Annotated in this window: 21 protein-coding genes and 1 tRNA gene; 10 read left to right on the top strand and 12 right to left on the bottom strand. The window is 60.8% G+C overall.

All coding sequences use genetic code 11. The features are described from left to right. Positions 1 to 74: 74 nt before the first annotated feature. The 8 genes from bioF to PseAD21_RS14280 all read left to right on the top strand — a co-directional run bounded on the left by bioF (position 75) and on the right by PseAD21_RS14280 (position 9406). On the top strand, positions 75 to 1253 hold the full coding sequence (gene bioF / locus PseAD21_RS14315; protein ID WP_102356257.1) for an 8-amino-7-oxononanoate synthase: 1179 nt from the start codon (positions 75 to 77) through the stop codon (positions 1251 to 1253). Further along, a complete protein-coding gene (locus tag PseAD21_RS14310) occupies positions 1246 to 1977 on the top strand; it encodes an alpha/beta fold hydrolase (RefSeq protein WP_102356256.1) in 732 nt (243 codons plus the stop codon). Before bioF ends, PseAD21_RS14310 begins: the two co-directional genes overlap by 8 nt. Next, on the top strand, positions 1970 to 2782 hold the full coding sequence (gene bioC, locus PseAD21_RS14305; RefSeq protein ID WP_102356255.1) for a malonyl-ACP O-methyltransferase BioC: 813 nt from the start codon (positions 1970 to 1972) through the stop codon (positions 2780 to 2782). The genes PseAD21_RS14310 and bioC overlap by 8 nt, the downstream gene beginning before the upstream one ends. Further along, positions 2779 to 3459 carry a dethiobiotin synthase gene (gene bioD / locus PseAD21_RS14300; protein ID WP_102356254.1) on the top strand — a complete coding sequence of 227 codons (681 nt, stop codon included), beginning with the start codon at positions 2779 to 2781 and terminating at the stop codon, positions 3457 to 3459. The genes bioC and bioD overlap by 4 nt, the downstream gene beginning before the upstream one ends. A 109-nt stretch (positions 3460 to 3568) precedes the next feature. Further along, positions 3569 to 3865, top strand: a complete 297-nt coding sequence (locus PseAD21_RS14295) for a hypothetical protein (RefSeq protein ID WP_003228898.1) — start codon at positions 3569 to 3571, stop codon at positions 3863 to 3865. Between the two features lie 275 nt (positions 3866 to 4140). Then, complete coding sequence (locus tag PseAD21_RS14290) at positions 4141 to 5946, top strand: phenylacyl-CoA dehydrogenase (RefSeq protein WP_025108590.1); 1806 nt, start codon at positions 4141 to 4143, stop codon at positions 5944 to 5946. Between the two features lie 191 nt (positions 5947 to 6137). Next, the gene (locus PseAD21_RS14285; protein ID WP_102356253.1) at positions 6138 to 7427 is read left to right on the top strand and encodes a GGDEF domain-containing protein; all 1290 of its coding nucleotides are present in this window, start codon (positions 6138 to 6140) and stop codon (positions 7425 to 7427) included. Between the two features lie 200 nt (positions 7428 to 7627). Then, positions 7628 to 9406: an acyl-CoA dehydrogenase C-terminal domain-containing protein gene (locus PseAD21_RS14280; protein ID WP_102356252.1), complete on the top strand. Its 1779-nt coding sequence runs from the start codon at positions 7628 to 7630 to the stop codon at positions 9404 to 9406. 227 nt (positions 9407 to 9633) lie between these two features. Here PseAD21_RS14280 and PseAD21_RS14275 read toward each other — a convergent pair whose 3' ends face one another. After that, complete coding sequence (locus PseAD21_RS14275) at positions 9634 to 10548, bottom strand: LysR family transcriptional regulator (protein ID WP_102356251.1); 915 nt, start codon at positions 10546 to 10548, stop codon at positions 9634 to 9636. A gap of 169 nt (positions 10549 to 10717) precedes the next feature. Between PseAD21_RS14275 and PseAD21_RS14270 the strand changes: the two genes are divergently transcribed. Further along, the gene (locus tag PseAD21_RS14270) at positions 10718 to 12001 is read left to right on the top strand and encodes an aspartate aminotransferase family protein (protein WP_102356250.1); all 1284 of its coding nucleotides are present in this window, start codon (positions 10718 to 10720) and stop codon (positions 11999 to 12001) included. A gap of 197 nt (positions 12002 to 12198) precedes the next feature. Further along, positions 12199 to 12357 (top strand): YqaE/Pmp3 family membrane protein, encoded by a 159-nt coding sequence (locus tag PseAD21_RS14265; protein WP_003228885.1) that lies wholly within the window; start codon positions 12199 to 12201, stop codon positions 12355 to 12357. A 133-nt stretch (positions 12358 to 12490) separates the two neighbouring features. Here the strand turns inward: PseAD21_RS14265 and PseAD21_RS14260 are convergent, their stop codons facing one another. The 11 genes from PseAD21_RS14260 to PseAD21_RS14210 all read right to left on the bottom strand — a co-directional run bounded on the left by PseAD21_RS14260 (position 12491) and on the right by PseAD21_RS14210 (position 23655). Further along, positions 12491 to 14302, bottom strand: coding sequence for a S9 family peptidase (locus tag PseAD21_RS14260; RefSeq protein WP_102356249.1), 1812 nt, complete (start codon positions 14300 to 14302; stop codon positions 12491 to 12493). Next, positions 14268 to 15407 carry a pyrroloquinoline quinone biosynthesis protein PqqE gene (gene pqqE, locus PseAD21_RS14255; protein ID WP_371859063.1) on the bottom strand — a complete coding sequence of 380 codons (1140 nt, stop codon included), beginning with the start codon at positions 15405 to 15407 and terminating at the stop codon, positions 14268 to 14270. Before pqqE ends, PseAD21_RS14260 begins: the two co-directional genes overlap by 35 nt. Beyond that, the gene (pqqD, locus tag PseAD21_RS14250; RefSeq protein WP_102356247.1) at positions 15400 to 15675 is read right to left on the bottom strand and encodes a pyrroloquinoline quinone biosynthesis peptide chaperone PqqD; all 276 of its coding nucleotides are present in this window, start codon (positions 15673 to 15675) and stop codon (positions 15400 to 15402) included. The genes pqqE and pqqD overlap by 8 nt, the downstream gene beginning before the upstream one ends. Beyond that, positions 15672 to 16424 (bottom strand): pyrroloquinoline-quinone synthase PqqC, encoded by a 753-nt coding sequence (pqqC, locus tag PseAD21_RS14245; RefSeq protein ID WP_008085171.1) that lies wholly within the window; start codon positions 16422 to 16424, stop codon positions 15672 to 15674. Before pqqC ends, pqqD begins: the two co-directional genes overlap by 4 nt. A 73-nt stretch (positions 16425 to 16497) precedes the next feature. Beyond that, the gene (gene pqqB, locus PseAD21_RS14240) at positions 16498 to 17409 is read right to left on the bottom strand and encodes a pyrroloquinoline quinone biosynthesis protein PqqB (protein ID WP_102356246.1); all 912 of its coding nucleotides are present in this window, start codon (positions 17407 to 17409) and stop codon (positions 16498 to 16500) included. 81 nt (positions 17410 to 17490) lie between these two features. Further along, positions 17491 to 17565, bottom strand: a complete 75-nt coding sequence (gene pqqA / locus PseAD21_RS14235; protein ID WP_003444522.1) for a pyrroloquinoline quinone precursor peptide PqqA — start codon at positions 17563 to 17565, stop codon at positions 17491 to 17493. A gap of 168 nt (positions 17566 to 17733) precedes the next feature. Beyond that, complete coding sequence (gene pqqF, locus PseAD21_RS14230; RefSeq protein ID WP_102356245.1) at positions 17734 to 20151, bottom strand: pyrroloquinoline quinone biosynthesis protein PqqF; 2418 nt, start codon at positions 20149 to 20151, stop codon at positions 17734 to 17736. Between the two features lie 48 nt (positions 20152 to 20199). Then, a complete protein-coding gene (locus PseAD21_RS14225) occupies positions 20200 to 20994 on the bottom strand; it encodes a carbon-nitrogen hydrolase family protein (RefSeq protein ID WP_102356244.1) in 795 nt (264 codons plus the stop codon). Positions 20995 to 21006: 12 nt separating this feature from the next. After that, a complete protein-coding gene (locus PseAD21_RS14220) occupies positions 21007 to 22689 on the bottom strand; it encodes an NAD(P)/FAD-dependent oxidoreductase (protein ID WP_102356243.1) in 1683 nt (560 codons plus the stop codon). 291 nt (positions 22690 to 22980) lie between these two features. Beyond that, positions 22981 to 23442, bottom strand: coding sequence for an Lrp/AsnC family transcriptional regulator (locus PseAD21_RS14215; RefSeq protein WP_025108603.1), 462 nt, complete (start codon positions 23440 to 23442; stop codon positions 22981 to 22983). 136 nt (positions 23443 to 23578) lie between these two features. Continuing rightward, positions 23579 to 23655 (bottom strand) — tRNA-Ile (locus PseAD21_RS14210). Positions 23656 to 23660 lie beyond the last annotated feature (5 nt).

Raw genomic sequence — 23660 nt, 5'->3', positions numbered from 1 at the left:
CGGCTGATACACCGCCATCGCGAGCAGGCTCACTCCTACATAGGATGTGTGTCATTAAAAAAGTCGAGGCCTGCATGTCTTTCGATCTCGCCGCACGCCTTGCTGCCCGCCGTGCCGAAAATCTCTATCGCCAGCGCCCCTTGCTCGAGTCCCCGCAGGGGCCTGAAGTGGTGGTCGACGGTCAGCCGTTGCTGGCGTTCTGCAACAACGACTACCTGGGCCTGGCCAATCACCCGCAGGTGATCGAAGCCTGGCGCGCCGGTGCCGAGCGCTGGGGCGTCGGTGGCGGGGCGTCGCATCTGGTGGTCGGCCACAGCGGTCCACACCACGCACTCGAAGAAGCATTGGCCGATCTCACGGGCCGGCCGCGAGCGCTGTTGTTCACCACCGGTTACATGGCCAACCTCGGCGCGGTCACGGCGCTGGTCGGGCAGGGCGATACCGTGCTTGAAGACCGGCTCAACCATGCCTCGCTGCTCGATGCAGGCCTGTTGTCCGGCGCGCGTTTCAATCGTTATCTGCACAATGACGCCGACAGTCTGGCCAAGCGTTTGGAGAAAGCCACCGGCAACACGCTGGTGGTCACCGACGGAGTGTTCAGCATGGACGGCGACATAGCCGATCTGCCGGCGCTGGCGCGGGAGGCCAAGGCCAGGGGCGCGTGGTTGATGGTCGACGATGCCCATGGCTTCGGTCCGCTGGGCGCCCATGGCGGCGGAATCGTCGAGCATTTCGGTTTGAGTCAGGACGATGTGCCGGTGCTGGTCGGCACCCTCGGCAAGGCGTTCGGCACCGCAGGCGCATTTGTCGCCGGCAGCGAAGAGCTGATCGAAAGCCTGATCCAGTTCGCCCGGCCGTACATCTACACCACCAGCCAGCCACCGGCGCTGGCCTGCGCGACGTTGAAAAGTCTGGAGTTGCTGCGCACGGAACACTGGCGTCGCGAACATTTGCAGACGCTGATCCGTCAGTTCCGCCACGGTGCGGAGCAGCTCGGTCTACAACTGATGGACAGCTTTACTCCGATCCAGCCCATCCTGATCGGCGACGCCGGTCGCGCCGTGCGCCTGTCGCAGATGCTGCGCGAACGCGGATTGATGGTCACCGCGATCCGCCCGCCCACCGTGCCCGCTGGCAGCGCACGTCTTCGCGTGACCCTGACCGCCGCCCACAGCGAGGCGCAGGTGCAGCTATTGTTAGAGGGACTGGCCGATTGCTTTGCCCAACTGCCGCCGGAGCCAAGCCATGCGTAATCGCCTGATTCTGCTGCCCGGCTGGGGCCTCGGGGTTTCACCGCTGGAGCCTTTGGCAGCGGCGTTGCAGGGACTCGACGAGCATCTGCATGTCGAGATCGAGCCGTTGCCGGAACTGGACTCCGGCGATCTGCAGGATTGGCTCGACGAACTCGATGAGCGTATTCCTCAGGATGTGTGGCTGGGCGGCTGGTCGTTGGGCGGCATGCTTGCTTCTGAATTGGCAGCACGGCGTGGCGAGCGTTGCTGCGGCCTGCTGACGCTGGCGAGCAATCCGTCCTTCGTTGCCCACGAGCAATGGCCGAGTGCGATGCCGGGGGAGACGTTCGATGCGTTTCTCGCTGGCTGCACGGCCGATCCCAAAACCACCCTCAAACGTTTCTCGCTGCTGTGTGCCCAAGGCGCGCAAGACCCGCGCGGTTTGTCGCGACTGATGCTCGGCGGTGCGCCAAACGCGGCGCCAACGGCATTGATGGCCGGGCTGGAATTGCTGGCGCAACTGGACACCCGTGGCGCGTTGCAGGCGTTTCGCGGCCCGCAATTGCACCTGTTCGCCGGGCAGGACGGATTGGTGCCAGCAGAGGCAGCAGGTGAGTTGTTTGCACTGCTGCCGGATATCGAGATTGGTCTGATTGAACAGGCCAGTCATGCGTTTCTTCTGGAAGACCCCCATGGTGTGGCGGGTGCGATCCAGGCTTTTTTACATGAGTGCGGTGATGACTGATTTGTCTCTTGTTGCGCTGCCCGGCGGCTTGCCCGACAAGCGCCAGGTCGCGGCCTCTTTTTCCCGTGCAGCGGCAAGCTATGACAGTGTTGCCGAGTTGCAGCGTGATGTCGGTTCGCAGTTGCTGCAGCGCTTGCCATCGGGTTTTGTGCCATCGCGCTGGCTGGATCTGGGCTGCGGCACCGGGTATTTCACTCGCGCATTGGCCGAGCGCTTTACTCAGGGGCAGGGGCTGGCGCTGGACATCGCCGAAGGCATGCTCGCGCACGCGCGTCCCTTGGGCGGTGCGCAGCATTTCATCGCCGGTGATGCCGAACGTCTGCCGCTGCGGGATGCGACGTGTGATCTGCTTTTCTCCAGCCTCGCGGTGCAGTGGTGTGCGGACTTCGAGTCGGTGCTCAGTGAGGCTTTTCGCGTGCTGAAACCCGGCGGGATTTTTGCGTTTGCTAGTCTTTGTGTAGGGACGTTGTACGAATTGCGCGACAGTTGGCGTCAGGTCGATGGCTTGGTGCACGTCAACCGCTTCCGCGAGTTCACCCGTTATCAACAGTTGTGCATGGCCAGTGGTTTACACACGGTGAGTCTGCAGAATCAGGCGCACGTACTGCATTACCCGGATGTGCGCAGCCTGACGCATGAGCTCAAGGCGCTGGGTGCGCACAATCTGAACCCTGGTCGTCCGGGTGGCTTGACCGGGCGGGCGCGGATTCTCGGTCTGGTCGAAGCATATGAGCAGTACCGTCAGGCACAAGGATTGCCGGCGACCTATCAGGTGGTTTACGCCGTGTTGGAGAAACCCTTATGAGCGCAGCCTATTTCATCACCGGAACGGACACCGATGTCGGCAAGACCACCGTGGCTGCCGGCTTGCTGCATGCGGCGCGGTCGGCGGGGCTGAGTACGGCGGCGGGTAAACCGGTGGCTTCGGGCTGCGAAGTGACGCCCAAGGGACTGCGCAATGCCGATGCACTGGCGCTGCTGGCCGAATGTTCGGTGCCGCTGACTTATCAACAGGTCAATCCGGTGGCGTTCGAACCTGCGATCGCCCCGCATCTGGCGGCGCGGGAGGCGGGCGTGGCGCTGACGGTGCAATCGTTGCTGGCGCCGATGCGCGAGATTCTGGCGCTGAATGCCGATTTCACCCTCATCGAAGGTGCGGGTGGCTGGCGGGTGCCGTTGGCGGATCAGGCCAATCTTTCGGACCTGGCCATTGCCTTGAAGCTGCCAGTGATTCTGGTGGTAGGTGTTCGGCTGGGGTGCATCAGTCACGCCTTGCTGACGGCTGAGGCGATCGCGCGCGATGGTCTGCAACTGGCCGGGTGGGTGGCCAACATCATTGATCCGAAGACTTCGCGGCTGGAAGAGAATCTGGCGACGCTGGCTGAACGGCTACCGGCGCCGTGCCTGGGGCGCGTGCCGAAATTGAAGTCGCTTAGCGCTGAGGCGGTGGCTGATCACTTGCAACTCGATCTGCTCGACTAATGTTTTTGGCTATGACGAGGCACTGTGCCATCAGTATTTTTGACGGGTGTTTTTCTGGCGCCTCTGCTTCAATGGCACCCATTGATCCTTCCCAAGGATGAGAACTCCCATGGAAATCTCCGGTAACACAGCTTTTTATGCGGGTTTGAGCACCATTCAGACCGGGCAGAACCGCGTCGATCAGGCCGCCAGCCAGATTGCCAACAACACCATCGAGCGTTCGGTCACCAGCCAGTCTTCCGAGGCACAGGTCGATCGTCTGCGCGGCATTGATCGCAGCCAGCAAATGGATCCGGGCAGCGCCATGGCCGAGATGGCCCAAGGCAAGTTCCAAGTCGAGCTGGGCACCAAAGTCGCCAAGGCTTCCGATGAAATGCTTGGGACGATCATCGATACATTTGCCTGATTTTTCTCAATCAGTGTTTGCCGAACGCCGCGTCTTGTCGCGGCGTTTTTCGTTGTAAGTCCTTCTCCCTCAACTAATCTTTTTTATCGCCCATGACGCTTCACCGTCCATGGCGGTTTGCTGTGTCCGGTGTTTGAAAGCAGTGATGACGAACGGCAAAAGATCGACGCTTGACAAGGTTTCGGCGTAAACGTATGTTTCAAACAACTGTTTGACCGTCACAACAAATCAACACGGTCGTTCATTCCCGGTTACATCAGCAGAGGTTTATCGCTATGCCTGACTACAAGGCCCCCTTGCGTGATATTCGCTTCGTTCGTGACGAACTGCTCGGCTACGAAGCGCATTATCAGAGCCTTCCGGCTTGCGCCGACGCAACGCCGGACATGGTTGACGCCATTCTCGAAGAAGGCGCCAAGTTTTGTGAGCAGGTACTGGCACCGCTGAACCGTGTGGGCGACCTCGAAGGCTGCACCTGGAGCGAGTCCGGCGTGAAAACCCCGACTGGCTTCAAAGAGGCGTACAAGCAATTCGTCGAAGGCGGCTGGCCAAGCCTGGCGCACGACGTCGAGCACGGCGGTCAAGGCCTGCCGGAGTCGCTGGGTCTGGCCGTCAGCGAAATGGTTGGCGAAGCCAACTGGTCGTGGGGCATGTACCCAGGCCTGTCGCACGGCGCGATGAACACCATCTCCGAGCACGGTACCCCAGAGCAGCAAGACGCTTACCTGACCAAACTGGTTTCCGGCGAGTGGACCGGCACCATGTGTCTGACCGAACCGCACTGCGGCACCGACCTGGGCATGCTGCGCACCAAGGCCGAGCCTCAGGCCGACGGTTCCTACAAGGTTTCCGGCACCAAGATCTTCATCTCGGCCGGCGAACACGACATGGCCGACAACATCGTCCACATCGTACTGGCCCGCCTGCCGGACGCGCCGGCTGGCACCAAAGGCATTTCCCTGTTTATCGTTCCAAAGTTCCTGCCGAATGCTGATGGCACTCTCGGTGCACGCAACGCAGTGAGCTGTGGTTCGCTGGAACACAAGATGGGCATCCACGGCAACGCCACTTGCGTGATGAACTTCGACGGTGCCACCGGTTTCCTGATCGGCCCGGCGAACAAAGGCCTGAACTGCATGTTCACCTTTATGAACACCGCACGTCTGGGTACCGCGCTGCAAGGTCTGGCCCACGCCGAAATCGGCTTCCAGGGCGGCCTGAAATACGCTCGCGACCGTCTGCAAATGCGCTCCCTGACTGGCCCGAAAGCGCCGGACAAAGCTGCTGACCCAATCATCGTGCACCCTGACGTGCGCCGCATGCTGTTGACCATGAAGGCATTCGCCGAAGGCAACCGCGCGATGGTGTACTTCACTGCCAAGCAGGTCGACATCGTCAAATACGGCGTCGATGAAGAAGAGAAGAAGAAGGCCGACGCACTGCTGGCGTTCATGACCCCAATCGCCAAGGCATTCATGACCGAAGTCGGTTTCGAATCCGCCAACCACGGCGTGCAGATCTACGGCGGCCACGGCTTCATCGCCGAGTGGGGCATGGAGCAGAACGTTCGCGACAGCCGCATTTCGATGCTGTACGAAGGCACCACCGGTATCCAGGCTCTCGACTTGCTGGGCCGTAAAGTGCTGATGACTCAAGGTGAGGCTCTGAAAGGCTTCACCAAGATCGTCCACAAGTTCTGCCAGAACAACGAAGGCAACGAAGCCGTCAAAGAATTCGTTGCACCGCTGGCTGCACTGAACAAGGAGTGGGGCGAGCTGACCATGAAGGTCGGTATGGCGGCCATGAAAGATCGCGAAGAAGTCGGCGCGGCCTCTGTGGACTACCTGATGTACTCCGGTTACGCCTGCCTGGCCTATTTCTGGGCCGACATGGCACGTCTGGCAGCCGAGAAACTGGCAGAAGGCACCGGCGACGCAGCGTTCTACACCGCCAAGCTGCAAACCGCGCGTTTCTACTTCCAGCGCATCCTGCCACGCACCCGTACCCACGTGGCCACCATGCTGTCGGGCGCGAACAACCTGATGGACATGAAAGAAGAAGATTTCGCACTGGGCTACTAAGCCTTAACGCGGTCTGACGAAACCGCTGCTCCTCCCGGGGCAGCGGTTTTTTTGTTTCTGAATCGCTCAGAAACCCGGGTTTTCTGCCGTTAAAGAGACTGCATGTGATCTGGATCACATTGTGTGTGCTTAACTGGCCACATTGCAGGCACAATGCCATCTCTTTGATATGACGGGTCGGAGCTTTACCCTTGCCGCGTTCTTCCGCTGTACGTTTCAGTCATTTCCTACCTTCACTGCTGTTGTTGCTCGCGGGGTTGGCGGCTGCGTACGTCAAAGACCTCAACGTGTTCTTCACGTCACTGTTCAACGTGCTGCCGACTCTGGTGCTGCTGTTGGGCGGCGCTTACTGTGCGGTTTACCGACGTCAGCGTGAACTGTTTCTGATGCTCACGGTGTACATCGCCTACTTTCTGCTCGACACTCAGACCGACTATTATCGCGACAACGGCAAAGTGCGCGAAGACGCCGCCGTGGTGTTCCACCTGGTCTGCCTGCTGCTGCCGTTGCTGTTCGGCCTGTTCGCCGCGTGGCAGGAGCGCACCCATCTGTTTCAGGACATGGTCGCGCGCTTCGCCGTGTTGTTGGCCTTTGGCAGCGTCGCCCTCGGCCTTGAGCAGAGCTATCCCCAGGCGCTGTTGATGTGGCTTTCGGAGATTCGCTGGCCAGCGCTGCACGGTGCGTGGATGAGCCTGATCCAGATGTCCTATCCGGTGTTCCTCTCGGCGTTCCTGTTGCTGGCCTGGCAATACTGGCGCAACCCGCGTCCGCTGCATGCGGCGCAATTGGTCGGCTTGCTCGGGGTGTTCTGGATGCTGCCGAAAACCTTCATTCTGCCGTTCACCCTGAACATCATGTGCAGCCAGGTGATGCTGATGATTGCCGCTGCTGTGGCGCATGAGGCCTACCAAATGGCCTTCCGCGATGAACTCACCGGTCTGCCGGGGCGTCGTGCGCTCAATGAGCGTATGCAGCGGCTGGGCCGCAACTATGTGCTGGCGATGAGCGACGTCGATCACTTCAAGAAATTCAACGACACCCACGGCCATGATGTCGGTGACCAGGTACTTCGACTGGTCGCCAGCAAACTGTCGAAAATCAGCGGTGGCGGTAGGGCGTATCGCTATGGCGGTGAGGAATTCGCCCTGGTGTTTGCAGGCAAAACCCTCGAGGAGTGCATGCCGCACCTGGAAGTCATTCGCGAGTCGATTGCCTCCTACAACATTCAGCTGCGCAATCAGGAAAACCGTCCGCAGGATGACCTGCAAGGACGTCAGCGCCGTGGTGGCACTGGTGCTTCAAGTGTGTCGGTCACGGTCAGTATCGGCGTCGCTGAGCGCGTGGAGCAGCGCACGCCGGAAGAAGTTCTGAAGTCCGCTGACCAGGCGTTGTACAGCGCCAAGGGGGCCGGGCGTAACTGCGTCATGGCGTTCGGGCAGAACCGTCGCGGTGCGGTACGCATGGACGCTGCGGCAGGCTGAATTGCGCTCTGCTCAACGCGCCTCTCTTCAATAAAAAGCCCGCTGATCGCGGGCTTTGTTTTTGGTTGAATTACTGGTGACTAAAAATAACAAATCAGTCACTGCCTGACCCTATGTGTCGCAAAAGTTGTTGAGGTACACTCGGCCTCAACGAAAACACTCTTCCACGAATCACCTGTTTAGATCTTGCGAGGTTTGCCATGGCTGACTACAAAGCGCCGCTGCGCGATATGCGCTTCGTCCTCAATGAAGTATTCGAGGTCGCCAAACTCTGGGCCGAACTGCCGGCATTGGCCGAGACCGTCGATGCCCAAACCGTAGAAGCCATTCTCGAAGAGGCCGGCAAGGTCACCAGCAAAAGCATTGCGCCGCTGAGCCGGGCTGCCGACGAAGAAGGCTGCCACTGGAAGGACGGTGCCGTCACCACGCCGGCCGGTTTCCCACAGGCTTATCAGACTTACGCTGAAGGCGGCTGGGTCGGTGTCGGTGGCGATCCGGCCTACGGCGGCATGGGCATGCCCAAGGCCGTTTCGGCGCAGGTCGAAGAGATGGTCAACTCCGCCAGTTTGTCGTTCGGTCTGTACCCGATGCTGACCGCCGGCGCCTGCCTGTCGATCAACGCCCACGCCAGCGAAGAGCTGAAAGCGGCGTACCTGCCGAACATGTACGCCGGGATCTGGGCCGGTTCCATGTGCCTGACCGAGCCGCACGCCGGCACCGACCTGGGCATCATCCGCACCAAGGCCGAACCTCAGGCCGACGGGTCCTACAAGGTCAGCGGCACCAAGATCTTCATCACCGGTGGTGAGCACGACCTGACCGAAAACATCATTCACCTGGTGCTGGCGAAACTGCCGGACGCACCCGCCGGCCCGAAAGGCATTTCGCTGTTCCTGGTGCCGAAGTTCATGGTCAATGCCGATGGCAGCCTGGGCGCGCGCAACCCGGCGAACTGCGGTTCGATCGAACACAAGATGGGCATTCAGGCGTCTGCCACCTGCGTGATGAACTTCGACGAAGCCGTGGGGTATCTGGTCGGTGAGCCGAACAAGGGCCTGAACGCGATGTTCACCATGATGAACTACGAGCGTCTGGGCGTCGGCATTCAAGGCCTGGCCAGCGGCGAGCGTTCTTATCAGAACGCCGTCGAATATGCCCGTGATCGTCTGCAGAGCCGTTCGCCGACCGGCGCGCAGAACAAGGACAAGGTCGCTGACCCGATCATCGTCCACCCGGACGTGCGTCGCATGCTGCTGACCATGAAAGCCTCGAACGAAGGTGGCCGCGCATTCTCCACCTACGTGGCGATGCAGCTCGATACCGCCAAGTTCAGCGAAGACGCCACCACCCGCAAACGTGCGGAAGATCTGGTGGCGCTGCTGACGCCAGTGGCCAAGGCATTCCTCACCGACCTCGGTCTGGAGACCACCGTTCACGGCCAGCAGATTTTCGGCGGCCACGGCTACATCCGCGAGTGGGGCCAGGAGCAACTGGTGCGTGACGTGCGCATCACCCAGATCTACGAAGGCACCAACGGCATTCAGGCGCTGGACCTGGTCGGGCGAAAGATCGTTGGCAGCGGCGGTGTGTTCTACAAGCTGTTCGCTGACGAGATCCGCCACTTCACCGCAACTGCCAGCGCTGACCTGAGCGAATTCACCAAGCCGCTGAACGATGCCGTCAGCACCCTCGACGAGCTGACGGCATGGCTGCTGGGTCGGGCGAAAACCAATCCGAACGAAATCGGCGCTGCCTCGGTCGAATATCTGCAAGCGTTTGGCTACGTTTCCTACGCCTACATGTGGGCACTGATGGCCAAAGCCTCGCTGGGCAAGGAAGCGCAGGACGATTTCTACGCCAGCAAGCTGGGCACCGCGCGGTTCTATTTCGCCCGTCTGCTGCCGCGCATCCACTCGTTGAGCGCATCGGTGAAGGCTGGCAGTGAATCGCTGTTCCTGCTGAACGCTGAGCAGTTCTGATGATGTAACGTCATGTAAGCATTCTCTTACGTGACGTGCTGCTGTTCTCCCATAGGCGTAGATTGGATCCACAGCTAATCTACAACTCATGGACGTCGCGCAGGAAGCGCAAAGCAACAACATGGACACGTAGGATTCTGCCAGGGTGGCGGAGTGAAATGGATGTCAGGGAAACAGTCTGCAAAGCCCCGCTTCGGCGGGGTTTTCTTTTGCCTGAAGAAAAGTGTTCAGGCTAGGGGATCCAGCGCCGGTTTCACTTCACGTTCCATCACTTCCTCCAACAATGTCCGTAGCAGCGCCAAAGACGCCTGCTGGCGTTGTACGTCGCGACACACCAGACCAACCTTCAGCGGCACCCGTGGTTCGCTCAGTGGCTTCCACAGCAGATCCTCATCGTCGTACTCCTTCTGCGAACGTCCGGGAAGTACCGTCGCCAGTTTGGTGTGCGGCAGGCTGTCGAGAATCCCCAGCATATTGTTCAGCTCGGCCTGAACTTGCGGGCGCCGTCCCAGGCTGGTCAGCTGAGCCTGCCAGATCTGCCGAATCTGGAACTCTTCGCCCAGCAGCAACATCGGCAGCTCGGCCGCCTGACGGATCGAAACCTTCTTGAACTCACGCAACGGATGATCTGCCGGGATCACCAGCGTCAGCTCATCTTCGTAGAGCATCACGCCATGCAGCCCGGGCTGTCGCGGTGGCAGGTAGCTGATGCCAATGTCCAGCGAGCCGTTGAGCAAGCGACGTTCGATTTCCAGCCCACTCAGCTCATAAATCTGCACCACCAGATGCGGCTGCGCCTTGCGCACCCGCTCGAGCATTTGCGGTACGAGGCTGGTGTGTACGGTTTGCAGCACGCCAATCGCCAGGGTGCGTAATGCCTGGCCCTTGAAGTTGCCCAGCGCCTCACGTGCCCGTTGCAAACCATCGAGCAGTGGCAGGGCGTGGTTGTACAAGGTGTGCGCGGCGAGGGTCGGCAGCAGGCGTTTGCTGCTGCGTTCGAACAGGGTGACGTCGAGGTTTTGTTCGAGTTGGCGAATCTGCTGCGACAGCGCCGGTTGCGAGATCGACAGGCGCTCGGCGGCTCGGCCGACATGGCCTTCTTCGTAGACCGCGACGAAATAACGCAGTTGTTTAAAATCCATAAGTAATTCTTATCGAAAATGCTGGTAAATCGAAATGGCCCGAAGCCCTCGCTGAGCCTAGTCTAACTGCAATCACAAGGCTTACAGGGCCATAAAGCGCGATGAATAGCGTTTGCTTCGACAGTGTTTGCATAGGCAGTTCAAAAAACCTCACGCGAGGTTTTTTTCAATGAATCTGTTCAGTTTGCGGCGCCAGACGCCGAGTCTTGATGACCTCGCGTTCGAGGCCAACCCACGCGATGCCGGCGAAAGCCTGAATGCCGAACGGCTGATGCCCAGCGTTGAACGACCACAGCAGGTGTTCGTTCGCGGCCAGGGTTCCTGGCTGTGGGACAGCAATGATCGCGCCTACCTCGACTTCTCTCAGGCCGGCGGCGCCAACAGTCTGGGGCACAGCCCATCGGCGCTGGTCAAAGCGATTGCCGGTCAGGCTCAGGCGCTGATCAATCCCGGTTTCAATCTGCACAATCGCGGCATGCTCAGCCTCGCCGAGCGCCTGTGTGCCAGCACCTCAAGCGATCAGGCCTACTTGCTCAACAGCGGCAGTGAGGCCTGTGAAGCGGCGATCAAACTGGCGCGTAAATGGGGCCAACTGCATCGTGGCGGCGCGTCACGGATCATCGTGGCGAAGCAAGGCTGCCACGGTCGCAGTCTGGCGACGATTTCGGCGTCGGACAGTTGCAACCTGCACAACCGTTTCGCTCCGTTGCTGCCGGGTTTCGATCTGGTGCCGTTCAACGACTTGCCGGCGCTGCATGCGGCTGTCGATGCGCAAACCGTGGCGATCATGCTCGAACCGATCCAGAGCGATGCCGGGGTGATTGCGGGCACCGAGCATTACCTCAAAGGCGTTGAGCGGCTGTGCCGCGAACTGGGCATTCTGCTGATTCTCGATGAAGTCCAGACCGGCATCGGTCGCTGCGGTACCTTGCTCGCCGAACAGTCCTACGGCGTACGCGCCGATATCGTCGTGCTCGGCAAAGGGCTTGGTGGTGGCGTGCCGCTGGCGGCGCTGCTGGCCCGGGGCCAGGCTTGCTGCTTCGAGGTGGGCGAGTTGGGCGGTACTCATCACGGCAACGCACTGATGACAGCGGCCGGCCTGGTGGTGCTCGACAGCGTGCAGGACCGGGCGTTTCTGCAGCAAGTCAACGACCACGGCCAGTACCTGCGCGAAGGCCTCGCTCGACTGGCACACCGTTACGGCCAAGGCGAGTTGCGTGGGCAAGGGCTGTTCTGGGGACTGAGCCTGTCAGAGGGTTGCGCTGATGCTGTGGTCAATGCCGCCCTGCTTGAAGGCCTGTTGCTCAACGCCCCGCAAGCCAACTGCCTGCGTTTCACTCCGGCACTCACCGTCAGCAAGGCCAACATCGACGAAATGCTCCTGCGCCTGACCCGTGCCTTCTCGCGGGTGCGTACCGCGCAATTGCAATGTCGCAAAGGGATTGCCGTCTGAGCTGAAGTTTCCTACCCGATTTCAAGAACCGTCTCGCGGTATAACGCACGCCTCACGCCTGATTCTTTTGGCGTGGGGCGTTTTTTTGTGCTCGATGATGGCGATCAAATGGCGTTTGCACTGAACCCTGACGAACGGCACGGGTCGATTAGCTTGTATGGCTCAAGTGAGCCAACCCCCCAATCAGGAGCTGCCCCATGGACTTCATTCGCATCATCATCGCCATTCTGTTGCCGCCACTGGGTGTGTTTCTGCAGGTCGGGTTCGGCGGGGCGTTCTGGCTGAACATTCTGCTGACGCTATGTGGCTACATTCCGGGGATCGTGCATGCGGTGTACATCATCGCCAAGCGCTGAGTTCAGCGGCGCCCAGTAGATAGCTTTCGCGAGCAGGCTCGCTCCCACTGGGGATTTGTGAACACCACAGATCCATTGTGGGAGCGAGCCTGCTCGCGAATGGGTCGACGCTAATTTGAAAGAAGCGCGGTACTCAGTCCGCCAACCCCATCACCCGCCGATAAAACGTCCACTCCTGCTCCAGCGCATGCGCCTGATTCACCGCCCGGCGTAAGCCATGGCGCTCTTCAGCGTAGTAATGCGCCTCGACCGCGATGCCATTGCGCTCCAGTGCCATGACCATGTCGCGGGTCTGTTGCGGCACGACGACGGCGTCCAGTTCGCCCTGAAAGAAAATCACCGGCACACGAATGTTGCTCGCGTGCAGCAATGGCGTGCGGGCGGCGTAGCGGTCGGCGTCCTGTACGGGATCGCCGATCAGCCAGTCCAGATAATCACCTTCGAACTTGTGCGTCGCCCGGGCCAGTGCCACGGGGTCGCTGACGCCGTACAAACTGGCGCCCGCACGGAACACCTGCTGGAACGCCAACGCGCACAACGTTGTGTAACCCCCGGCACTGCCACCGCGGATGAAGGCGCGCTCGCCGTCGATCAAGCCTTGTTCCGCCAGATACGCCACCACCGCGCAGGCGTCCTCGACATCCACTTCCCCCCAGCTCAGATGCAAAGCCTGGCGATACTCGCGGCCATAACCGCTGCTGCCGCGATAGTTGAGGTCGGCGACGGCGAAACCGCGTTGCGTCCAGTACTGGATGCGCGGGTCGAGCATCGGGTAGCAGGCTGAGGTCGGGCCGCCGTGGATGAACACCACCAGCGGTGGCCTGGATTCGTCGTTCATTGCCGGATAGAAGAAACCGTGGGCCTCACCCGAGCCACTTGGATAACGCAGGGTTTGCGGACGGCTGATGCGATCGGCAGGCAAAGGCGCCACGCCACCGGCCAGCACGCTGACTTCGTGAGTGGCGCGATCAATGGCGATCACCGCTGAAGGGCTGATCGGCGAGGCGGCGATGCAGTAGATGAACTGCTGATCCAGCGCCAGATGCCGGAAGCGGCTGTAGTCGCCAGTGAAGTCTTCGTCGCCGAGCATCAGGCGACCAAAACCACCTTCGCTCCAGCTCGCCAAAAACGAACTCTCGACAGGCAGCCAGGTGCAGCCACCCAGTTGCCACGGCGCCGGGGCATGATCGGCCTGCGCCGCTGGCAATGGCCTCAAGCCGTCGGAGGTTTCAGCCCATGGCTGCCAGAATCCACCGCGATCGGTCAGGCAATACAGGCGATTTTCGGCGTCGAATCGCGGTTGCTGGATCGACTCTTCAAGGTCGTCACCGGCGACGCAGCGGGGTGCGGAAAAACCACCCTCAGCCATATGCTCGGCCACCATCAGTCGCGTAGACGTCCACGGCTGATGTGGTCGGCTCCACTCGATCCACGCCAGTCGCGAACCGTCCGGGCTGATGATCGGCGCAGCGTAAAAGTCCGCGCCTTCTGCCAGCAAATGCCGCATGCCGTCAGCCAGATCAATGGCTACCAGCCGATGTTGATCTTGCTGTTCCTCAACCGCCAGAACCTGGCCGAAAGCGAAATGCAGATCGCCATAACGACACTCGCCTGACGTCAGCGCCTCAGGCACGCCCTCCAGTGTCTGCCGATACAGCTGCTGGTCTGCCTCATTGACGAAAACCACCCCCTCAGGCGTCAGACAAAACGCGCCACCGCCATATTCGTACACCCGGCTACGCACGCTGAAACCCGCAGGCGTCAGACATTTCGCCACGCCGTCGCGCCAATGCCAGATCCGGCACGCGGCATCCTCCGGGCGATATTCATTCCAGAACAAACCGTGGGTGCCGAGTTGCAGTTCGGCGAAATCCATTCCGGCGGCGACGGCTTGCGAGGCGCTGAAAGGTTCAGCCCTTGGCGATGAGGCGTGAGTTTCGTTCATTGCGAAAGGCCAGTTGTTCGATGGTCTGGGTGGCGTGCTCTGCTTCTTCGCGGGCCTTGAGGATTACGCCGTGATGTTCGGATTTGCTGCACACCGGGTCGGCATTGCTCGCGTCACCCGTGAGCATGAACGCCTGGCAGCGGCAGCCGCCGAAGTCCTTTTCTTTCTCGTCGCAGGAGCGGCACGGCTCGGGCATCCAGTCGTAACCGCGAAAGCGATTGAAGCCGAACGAGTCGTACCAGATGTGCTGCATGCTGTGATCGCGCACATTGGGAAACTGAACCGGCATCTGCCGGGCACCGTGGCAGGGCAGGGCGGTGCCGTCCGGGGTGACGGTTAGAAAGATGCTGCCCCAGCCGTTCATGCAGGCTTTCGGGCGTTCTTCGTAGTAGTCCGGGGTGACGAAAATCAGCTTGCACGGATGCCCTTCGGCCTCCAGTTTGGCGCGGTATTGGTTGGTGATGCGTTCGGCGCGCACCAGTTGTTCCTGGGTCGGCAACAGGCCGACCCGGTTGAGCTGCGCCCAGCCGTAGAACTGGCAGGTGGCGAGTTCGACGAAGTCGGCCTCAAGCGCGATGCACAGCTCGATGATGCGGTCGATCTTGTCGATGTTGTGCCGATGGGTGACGAAGTTCAGCACCATCGGATAACCGTGGGCCTTCACCGCACGGGCCATTTCCAGTTTCTGCGCGAAGGCTTTTTTCGAGCCGGCGAGCAGATTGTTCACTTGCTCGTCACTGGCCTGAAAACTGATCTGGATGTGATCGAGGCCAGCCTTCTTGAAGTCGCTGATTTTCTGCTCGGTCAGGCCGATGCCGGAGGTGATCAGGTTGGTGTAGAAACCCAACTGCCGCGCCTCATGAATCAGTTCGGCGAGATCCTGCCGCACCAAAGGCTCGCCGCCGGAAAAGCCCAGTTGCGCCGCGCCCATCTCCCGCGCTTCGCGGAAGACCTTGATCCACTGCTCGGTACTCAGCTCTTTGCCCTGCTCGGCGAAATCCAGTGGATTGGAGCAGTACGGGCATTGCAGCGGGCAGCGGTAGGTCAGCTCGGCGAGCAGCCACAGCGGCAGGCCGACCTCAGGCTTGGGCGGCAGATCAGTCAAGGGTGATCCAGTGCTGCGCACGGGCAACCTCCATGAATTGCTCGATATCGTCACCGAGCTCGGGCACGCCGGGGAACTGCTCATCGAGTCTGGCGATGATCGCCGTGACATCGCGCTCACCGTCGATCAAACCCCCGATCAGCGCGGCGCTGTCGTTGAGCTTGATCATGCCCTCGGGGTAGAGCAGCACGTGGCCTTTCTGCGCCGGTTCGTACTGGAAGCGGTAGCCGGGACGCCAGGTCGGGATCTTGCTGCGATCGAAACTCATAGGGTGATTCCTTTGTGCCAGACCCGTTGCTCGGTGACACTGTGATACGGCGGGCGGTTCAGTTCGTAAGCCATGCTCATGGCATCGAGCATGCTCCAAAGAATGTCCAGTTTGAACTGGAGAATTTCCAGCATGCGCTCCTGGCCTTCGCGGGTCTTGTAGTGCTCGAGCGTGATCGCCAGCCCGTGCTCGACATCGCGCCGGGCCTGCCCGAGGCGGGTACGGAAGTACTCGTAACCGGCCGGATCGATCCACGGGTAATGCTGCGGCCAACTGTCGAGGCGCGACTGGTGGATCTGTGGCGCGAACAGTTCGGTCAACGAGCTGCTGGCGGCTTCCTGCCAACTGGCACGGCGGGCGAAGTTGACGTAGGCATCGACGGCGAAACGCACGCCGGGCAGCACCAGTTCCTGGGAGCGCAGTTGATCCGGGTCGAGGCCGACCGCTTGACCGAGGCGCAGCCAGGCTTCGATACCACCGTCTTCACCGGGGGCGCCGTCGTGATCGAGCAGGCGTTGAATCCACTCGCGACGGATCTCGCGATCCGGGCAATTGGCGAGAATTGCCGCGTCTTTCAGGGGGATGTTCACCTGATAGTAGAAGCGGTTGGCGACCCAGCCCTGAATCTGTTCGCGGGTGGCGCGACCTTCATACATCGCCACGTGGTAGGGGTGGTAGATGTGGTAGTAGGCGCCTTTGGCACGCAGGGCCGCTTCGAATTCGGTGGGGGACATTGGCGTGTCAGTCATGTCTGTTCTCCGGGAACAACCATTGGATTCAGTGTTGTCTGCTCGCGATAGACCGCGCAGCGGTCTCAAAGGCTTACAACACAATGCTCATGCCGTCATACGCCACTTCAACATTACGCCGCGCCAACTCCGCACGCTCCGCCGAATCCTCATCGAGAATCGGGTTGGTGTTGTTGATGTGGATAAGCACCTTGCGCTGCTCGGGCAACTGCTCCAGTACTTCGAGCATGCCGCCGGGGCCGTTTTGCGCCAAGTGGCCCATCTCGCGCCCGGTGCGGGTGCCGACGCCACGGCGCTGCATTTCATCGTCGTCCCACATCGTGCCGTCGACCAACAGGCAATCGCTGCCAGCCATGATCTCCAGCAACGGCGCATCAACCTTGCCCAGCCCCGGCGCATAGAACAGCTTGCCGCCTGTCTTCAGGTCTTCGACGATCAGGCCGATGTTGTCGCCCGGGTGCGGGTCGAAGCGGTGCGGCGAGTACGGCGGCGCTGCGCTACGCAACGGCAGCGGAGTAAAGCGCAGGTTCGGGCAGGCGGCGACGGTGAAGCTCTGGTCGAGTTCGATGCGGTTCCAGTTCAACCCGCCGTTCCAGTGGGTGAGCATCTTGAACAGCGGGAAACCGGTGCTCAGGTCTTCGTGAACCATGTCCGTGCACCAGACCTGATGCGGGCAGCCTTCGCGCAGGCTGAGCAGGCCGGTGGTGTGGTCGATCTGGCTGTCCATCAGGATGATCGCGCTGATGCCGGTGTCACGCAGAGCGCGGCCCGGTTGCATCGGGGCGAAGCTCTGCAGTTGCGCGCGGATGTCTGGCGAGGCGTTGCACAGCACCCAGTTCACGCCGTCATCGGAAATCGCGATGGACGATTGGGTGCGGGCCTTGGCATTCAGGCTGCCGTCGCGAAAGCCTGCGCAATTGACGCAGTTGCAGTTCCACTGCGGAAATCCGCCACCGGCGGCCGAACCCAGAATCTGGACGAACATGAACGCTCCCATCTTTCAACGCTGAAAATAAAACGCCCCGGCGAGCCGAGGCGTTGCACTGCAAGTCTGCGTAGGCAGAACTCAGCGGCTGGCGAAGTACATGGTGACTTCGAAGCCGATACGCAGGTCGGTGTAAGCCGGTTTGGTCCAAGCCATGAGGTGACTCCTTCAAGTGGGTGATGCGGTGGATGGGATAGCGCTGTCCATAGTTATAGTCCACGGCAGCGCAGGGATGTTCCAAATAGTTAGGCTGCTATGTTACTCAAAATTTCCAGGTGATTGCCCGTGAATCTTTGAGAAAGCTCCTTGCAGCTTGAGTAATGATCATTTTCCTGCTTGCCACGGCGCGCCGGGTGAAGCGCTGCTGGCCAGACAGTGCCAGCCGCCCTCGGCGCTGATCAGGCGTTGCGCCGCCGCCAGCAGTGCCGGGCGCTCCAGTTGCGCGATGGCTGCGATCAGTTGTGTCAGATAATCCGACGAGTGGCCGGCGAGCTTGGCCTGCCACAGCAACTCGGCGGCATCCTTGGCGGACAGGTTGCTCTCGTCCAATTGCTCTGCGAGAGACTGGCGCAGCTGGTTGAAACTGTGGTCATCCAGACGTTCGATCAGTCCGGGAACGCTGGCGAGGAACCGCTGGATATGCCCGAGCAACGCCACTGGCGCGGCGTTGGGCGACTGCACCCCAAACAGCAATCCGGTCTGGCCGTGGATCTGTCGCAAGGCGCTGAACACAGCATAACCCAACTGCAACTCGACCCGTAGGCGCTGATAGAACGGGGCCTGGCACAGCTGCGCGAGCAGACGCCAGGCGGCTTCGTCGGCGATCTCGTGGCCCGCAGTCGGGCAGAACAGCAGCAGTGCGTATTCGCTGGAGGCTGTGTCGATGTGGTACCAGACATGTCGAGTGTTGCTCGCTGGCGTTGCAGGGATCTGGTTGTCCGGGATGCCGGGGATGCGACTCAGGGCCAGGCCCATGGCGGATTGGGTCTGCGCGCTGAGGCCCAGGGCCAGTCCGTCCCAACGGGAAGTTGTCCACAGCTGTTTGGTGTCGTCCGAGCGCGCCGCCGTTGGCAGGCAACGTTCTGGCAATGCCTTGAGCAACTCGCGGATCGCTATCAACGGCGCTTCCGGCTCTGCGCTCGAAGAATTGGCGTCAACGTGCGTCAGGCATTTCAGCGCATGTTCCAGGACACTGGGCATCGGTTCTTGCAGCCCGGTCAGTTTCAGCAGCCATTGAGTCCCGCTGGCACTGAACGACAATTCGACCCCGGCCTGACGTGCGTCTTCCCGGGTTTCTCGCAGACTGTGTTGCAGCTTCCCGTGCAGATCGTTCGTTGCTGCTGCTTCCAACTGCCAGCGCAGGTAAATCGCCCCCTCATCATCGCTATCCGCCAAGGCCTGGCTGAATTGCATCGGCGATCGTTCGCGGCGGCTGCGTGAGCGATCCTGGGCAAAGGTACGCAGGCCTCGGTGGGCGCTGGTTTGACCGCGAATCAGCCCGGCGTTGGCCAGCGGTTCGCTGGAACCGAGGAAAGGGTTGGCGGCAGGCAGGTGCCAGTGCGCGCTGAAGTTATCCACAACACCGATGTCGCTCAGGATCTGTTTGAGGGCGACGACGCCGTTTTCCGACAAGCCGTGTTCGAGCTGTTCGCTGTCGAGCCGCGCCAATTGCAGTGCGCCGCTGATTTGCTGTAGACGTTCCAGCAACCTGGCGTACTCCTCGCGCAACGCTGCCCAGTCCTGTTGCGCGGCGAAGAAACTCAACCAATCCAGCGCCTGTTCACCAATGGCGCTCAGGGATTCGGCCGGAGCAGTGAATTGCAGGTGCAGCAAGGCTTGTCCGGCAAAGTGATACAGCGGTGTAGCTTTGAGGCTGTCCGCGAGATTCTGTTGCCGCAGATGTGCGAGCAGGCCGCCGGGCTTGGTGTTGTTCAATCCATGGCAAAGGAACGCCAGCGCTTCAACGCAAGCGTCGGGCAGCGCTTCGAGGGCGAACAGCAGATTGCAGTGCTGCCCGCCGAGCTGTTGATAACTTGTTACCTGCAGTGGCTGGGTTGCCGCTTGCGCAACGTTATCCCCAACCGGCAGCCTCGCGGCAAACTGCTGCGCCAGTGTGCGCAACTCCTCAATGCTCTGCGGCCCGACCAGACTCAAGGTCATTTGGCCGCTGCGATAAAACTGCTGATGGAAGTTCTTCAACGCCTGTTGAAACGCCGGCTGCTCGACCTTCAGGCTGTCGCGATTGCCCGCATGAAAACCGCGCAACGGATGCGCTGCCGGCAAACCCTCGTACAAGGAAAGTGCCTGCTGCGCTGTGGGATCCTGCGACCAGGCGACAAATTCCGCGTCCAGCACTTCGCGTTCACGCAACTGATCGTCCAGATTCATACGCGGGTGGGCGAGCATGTCTGACAGACGCTCAAGCCCAGCGTCGAAGGCCGTGGTCGGCAACTCAAAGAAGAAGTCGGTCGTGCGCTCGCGGGTGCTGGCATTCACCTGGCCTCCATGCCTTTGCACGTAGGCCATGAGTGCCTGATCGGCAAGAAACCGCTCGGTGCCGAGAAACAGCAAATGCTCGAGGAAATGCGCGAGCCCCGGCCAATCCAGCGGCACATCATGACTACCGGCAGCCACCCGCAACGCGGCAGCGCAGCGCTTCAAGCCAGGCACATGACGCAGGGTCACGCGCAAGCCGTTGGCCAGGGTTTCAGTGTGAGGGCGGGGGTGAGTCGGCGCAGGCATGGGCACTTCCAGAACAGTGAAGTGCCAATGCTAGCGGATTGCGTGGGGTCAGCGCTTGTTCAGTGCGTCGTAAAGCTCGGGACGGCGGTCACTGAGGTAGCGATTGGCGGCGCGGGAATCGACCATCAACTGACGATCCAGCTCGCCGACGATCAGCGCTTCATCCAGCCCGGCCTGGGCGATACGGCTGCCGTCCGGTGCGGCGATGCTGCTTTGCCCGCAATAGTGGATCTCGCCTTCCTGCCCGCAGTAGTTGGCATAGGCCACGTAGCACTGGTTTTCGAAAGCGCGCGAACGCACAGTGACGTCGGCGACGAAATCGAACGGGATCATGTTCGCCGTCGGCACCAGAATCAGCTCGGCACCGGCCAGTGCCAGGCGCCGCGCGTTCTCCGGAAACTCCAGGTCGTAGCAGATCAGGAAACCGAGCTTCCAGCCGTTGAGTTCGACCAGCGGAAAATCGTCTTCGCCCGGGCTGAACATCGAGCGGTCCAGATCACCGAACAGATGCGTCTTGCGGTAATTGCACAGGCGTTCGCCGTGCGCATCGATCAACTGCACGGCGTTGTAGATCTGCCCGTCGGCGGTGCGCTCCGGATAACCGTAGGCAATCGCCAGTCCGGCGGCTTTGGCGATTCGACCGATCTGTTGCGCCCATTCGCCGTTGTAGACCTCGGCCAGCGTACTGACTGCCTCGGCACCAATGTTGTAGCCGGTCAGAAACATCTCCGGCAACACCAGCAGGTCGGCGCCCTTGGCCTCCATCGCCAGTTGCTGCAGGCGTTGCAGGTTGGCGGCGGGGTCCAGGGGCAGCGGTGGACATTGGTAAAGGGCTACACGCATCGGGGATTCCTCTTACTCGGGCAGGGCGATAGGGCCGATGTCTTTGAACACATCACCCGGGCCCGGGTTCGCTTTATGTGTCGACCCGCCGAAGTGCTTCATGATGCCCCATACCGCGTTGAGCGAAGTCTGCACCGCGCCTTCGACCCACGCCGGCGTCCACGACACGTCATCACCGGCGATGAAAATCCCGCGCTGCTCGGCTGGCATGTCGTCCTGCATGAAGTGCGCGTACATGCGCTGGTTGTAGCGATAGTGGCCGGGCAGGGCGCCCTTGAACGCACCGAGGAAGTACGGGTCGGCTTCCCACGACACGGTGATCGGATCGCCGATGATCCGCGCGGCGATGTCGACTTTCGGGTAGATCTTCTTCAACGCGTTCAACGCCAGTTCCACACGTTTTTCCACCGGGTGCGGCAGCATCTTCAGCGCGTCGCTCATCCACGAGTACGACAGGCAGATCACGCCGGGCTTGTCGTCGCCGTTATCGAACAGATAGGTGCCACGGGTCAGGCGATCGGTGAGGGTCATGCTCATCAGGTCGCGACCAGTTTGCGGGTCCTTGTCCTTCCAGAACGGTCGGTCGACCATCACGAAGGTCTTCGACGACTGCATGTAGCGCGTACGGTCCAGCGCCATCCACATTTTCTGCGAGAACAGGGTTTCGTCGCATTCGATCTGGGTGGTCAGCAGCCAGCTCTGGCAAGTGGTCAGCACGGCGGCGTATTCGCGGGTGTCGCCGTTGTTGTCGGTGACGGCGAAACGGCCGTCCGGCGCGTGGGCGATTTTTTTCACGCCGGAACGCGGCGCGCCACGGTGCAGGGACTTCAGGCTGGTGCCTTCAGGCCAGTACACGCAACGCTCCGGCACATGCCGCCAGATGCCTTGCGGCACCTGTTCGACACCGCCGACCACCAGGTGCTGGTGATCGTCGCAGTTGGTCATCACCACGCGGAAGATTTCCAGCATCGAGTTGGGGAAGTCCGAGTCCCAGCCGCCAGTGCCGAAGCCGACCTGACCGAACACTTCGCGGTGATGGAACGACAGCTTGGCGAAGGCCTTGGACGTGGCAACGAAGTCGTAGAACGTGCGGTCATCCCACAGCGGCACGAGCTTGTTCCATAGCTCCTTGAGGCGTGGCACATCGCGGTCGCGGATTGCTTGCTGGATATCGGCGAACTGCGAGCCGGCCTCCAGCGCATCCGCCCAGGCGTCAGCCACTTCCTGGAACAGTGCAGGAAGATCCTTCAGGCTTTGTGCGTAATGGGTTTTGCCTTCCAGGTCGATGACGGTGCTGCCGGAGGCCGGCGTCAGCGGGTTCGGGAACGGTTTGGTCTCGAGGCCAAGCTTGTCGACGTAGTGGTAGAACGCCGTGGAGGACACCGGGAAACGCATGCCGCCCAGTTCCGCGACGATGCCGTCGGTGCCGTTGAACGCTTGTGAACGCAGACGTCCGCCGAGCTTCGAAGCCTCGTACACCACCGGTTTCAGGCCGAGCTTCATCAATTCGTACGCGGCCACCAGACCAGCGATACCAGCACCGACAATCGCCACTTCAGCGCCGTGATTGTGTTCAGGAATGCTGCCTAGACCGGCCGGGTGTTCGATCCAGTCGTCGAAAGCGAAAGGAAAGTCCGGACCGAAAATGGTGATTGGTTTCTTACCGTCTGCAGGATGGCGATTGTTCTTGTTCATGGCTGACCTTGCTGGCGACCCGACACCGAATGCGCGTCTGAGTATAGGAAAAGATGCCAGCCATTCTAGGGAGCGTAGAACACGTTAATAAGACGCAAAGTGTCGTCGTTTTGCCAATTAAATGATCAATATGACGATTGATGACTGCATACCGACCAAAATGTAGGCGCGAGCCTGCTCCCACAGTGGATTTGTAGCTGGCGCAGACTCTGTGCGTGATCCGGTCAAAGGTGGGAGCGGGCTTGCTCGCGAAGAGGCACTGTCCGCCAACCGAAATGTCACGACCAACATTCAAACCGGTTGCCCGCGATCAATCTTGCTACTCAAAATAATCGAAGTAGTGGTCTTCTCTACCCCATCCACCCCGCCAATCTGATCCAGCAACTGATCCAGCTGTTCCGGCGAATCGGTGCGCAACCACGCGACATAATCAAATTCGCCACTCACCGCACACAACTGCTGGACCTGCGCCATCGCACTCAAGCGGCGCAACACTTCCTTGCCGGAGCGCGGCTGCACCTTGATCCCGACATATGCCTGCAACCCGCCATCGACCACCCGTTGCCCCAGCCGCACGCCATAGCCGGTGATCACCTTGGCCTTTTCCAGTCGCGCCAGCCGCGACGTGACAGTGGTACGCGCAATGCCCAACTGCCGGGCGAGCATTGCCACGCTCTCGCGGGCGTTGATTTGCAGGGCGGCGATCAACTGGCGGTCGATTTCATCGAGCACGGGCGGGCGGATGTCTGGCAAGGGCGGGGCTCCATGGGGCGCGGGTCTTTGGGCGAGCATGTTACAGCGTCAGCCGGCTGGATATGGAAGCCCCTTATCGTAGTCGGGGTTAAACGCAGAAACGAAAAAGCCGCGCATGTAGCGCGGCTTTCAAATGTGGTGGGCCCACACGGACTTGAACCGTGGACCAAAGGATTATGAGTCCTCTGCTCTAACCAACTGAGCTATAGGCCCTCAGT

Origin of the sequence: Pseudomonas sp. AD21 (assembly GCF_002878485.1) — a bacterium.
Lineage (GTDB): Bacteria > Pseudomonadota > Gammaproteobacteria > Pseudomonadales > Pseudomonadaceae > Aquipseudomonas.
Note: the sequence above shows the minus strand (reverse complement) of the source record. Positions and strands in the feature narration are given on the sequence as shown.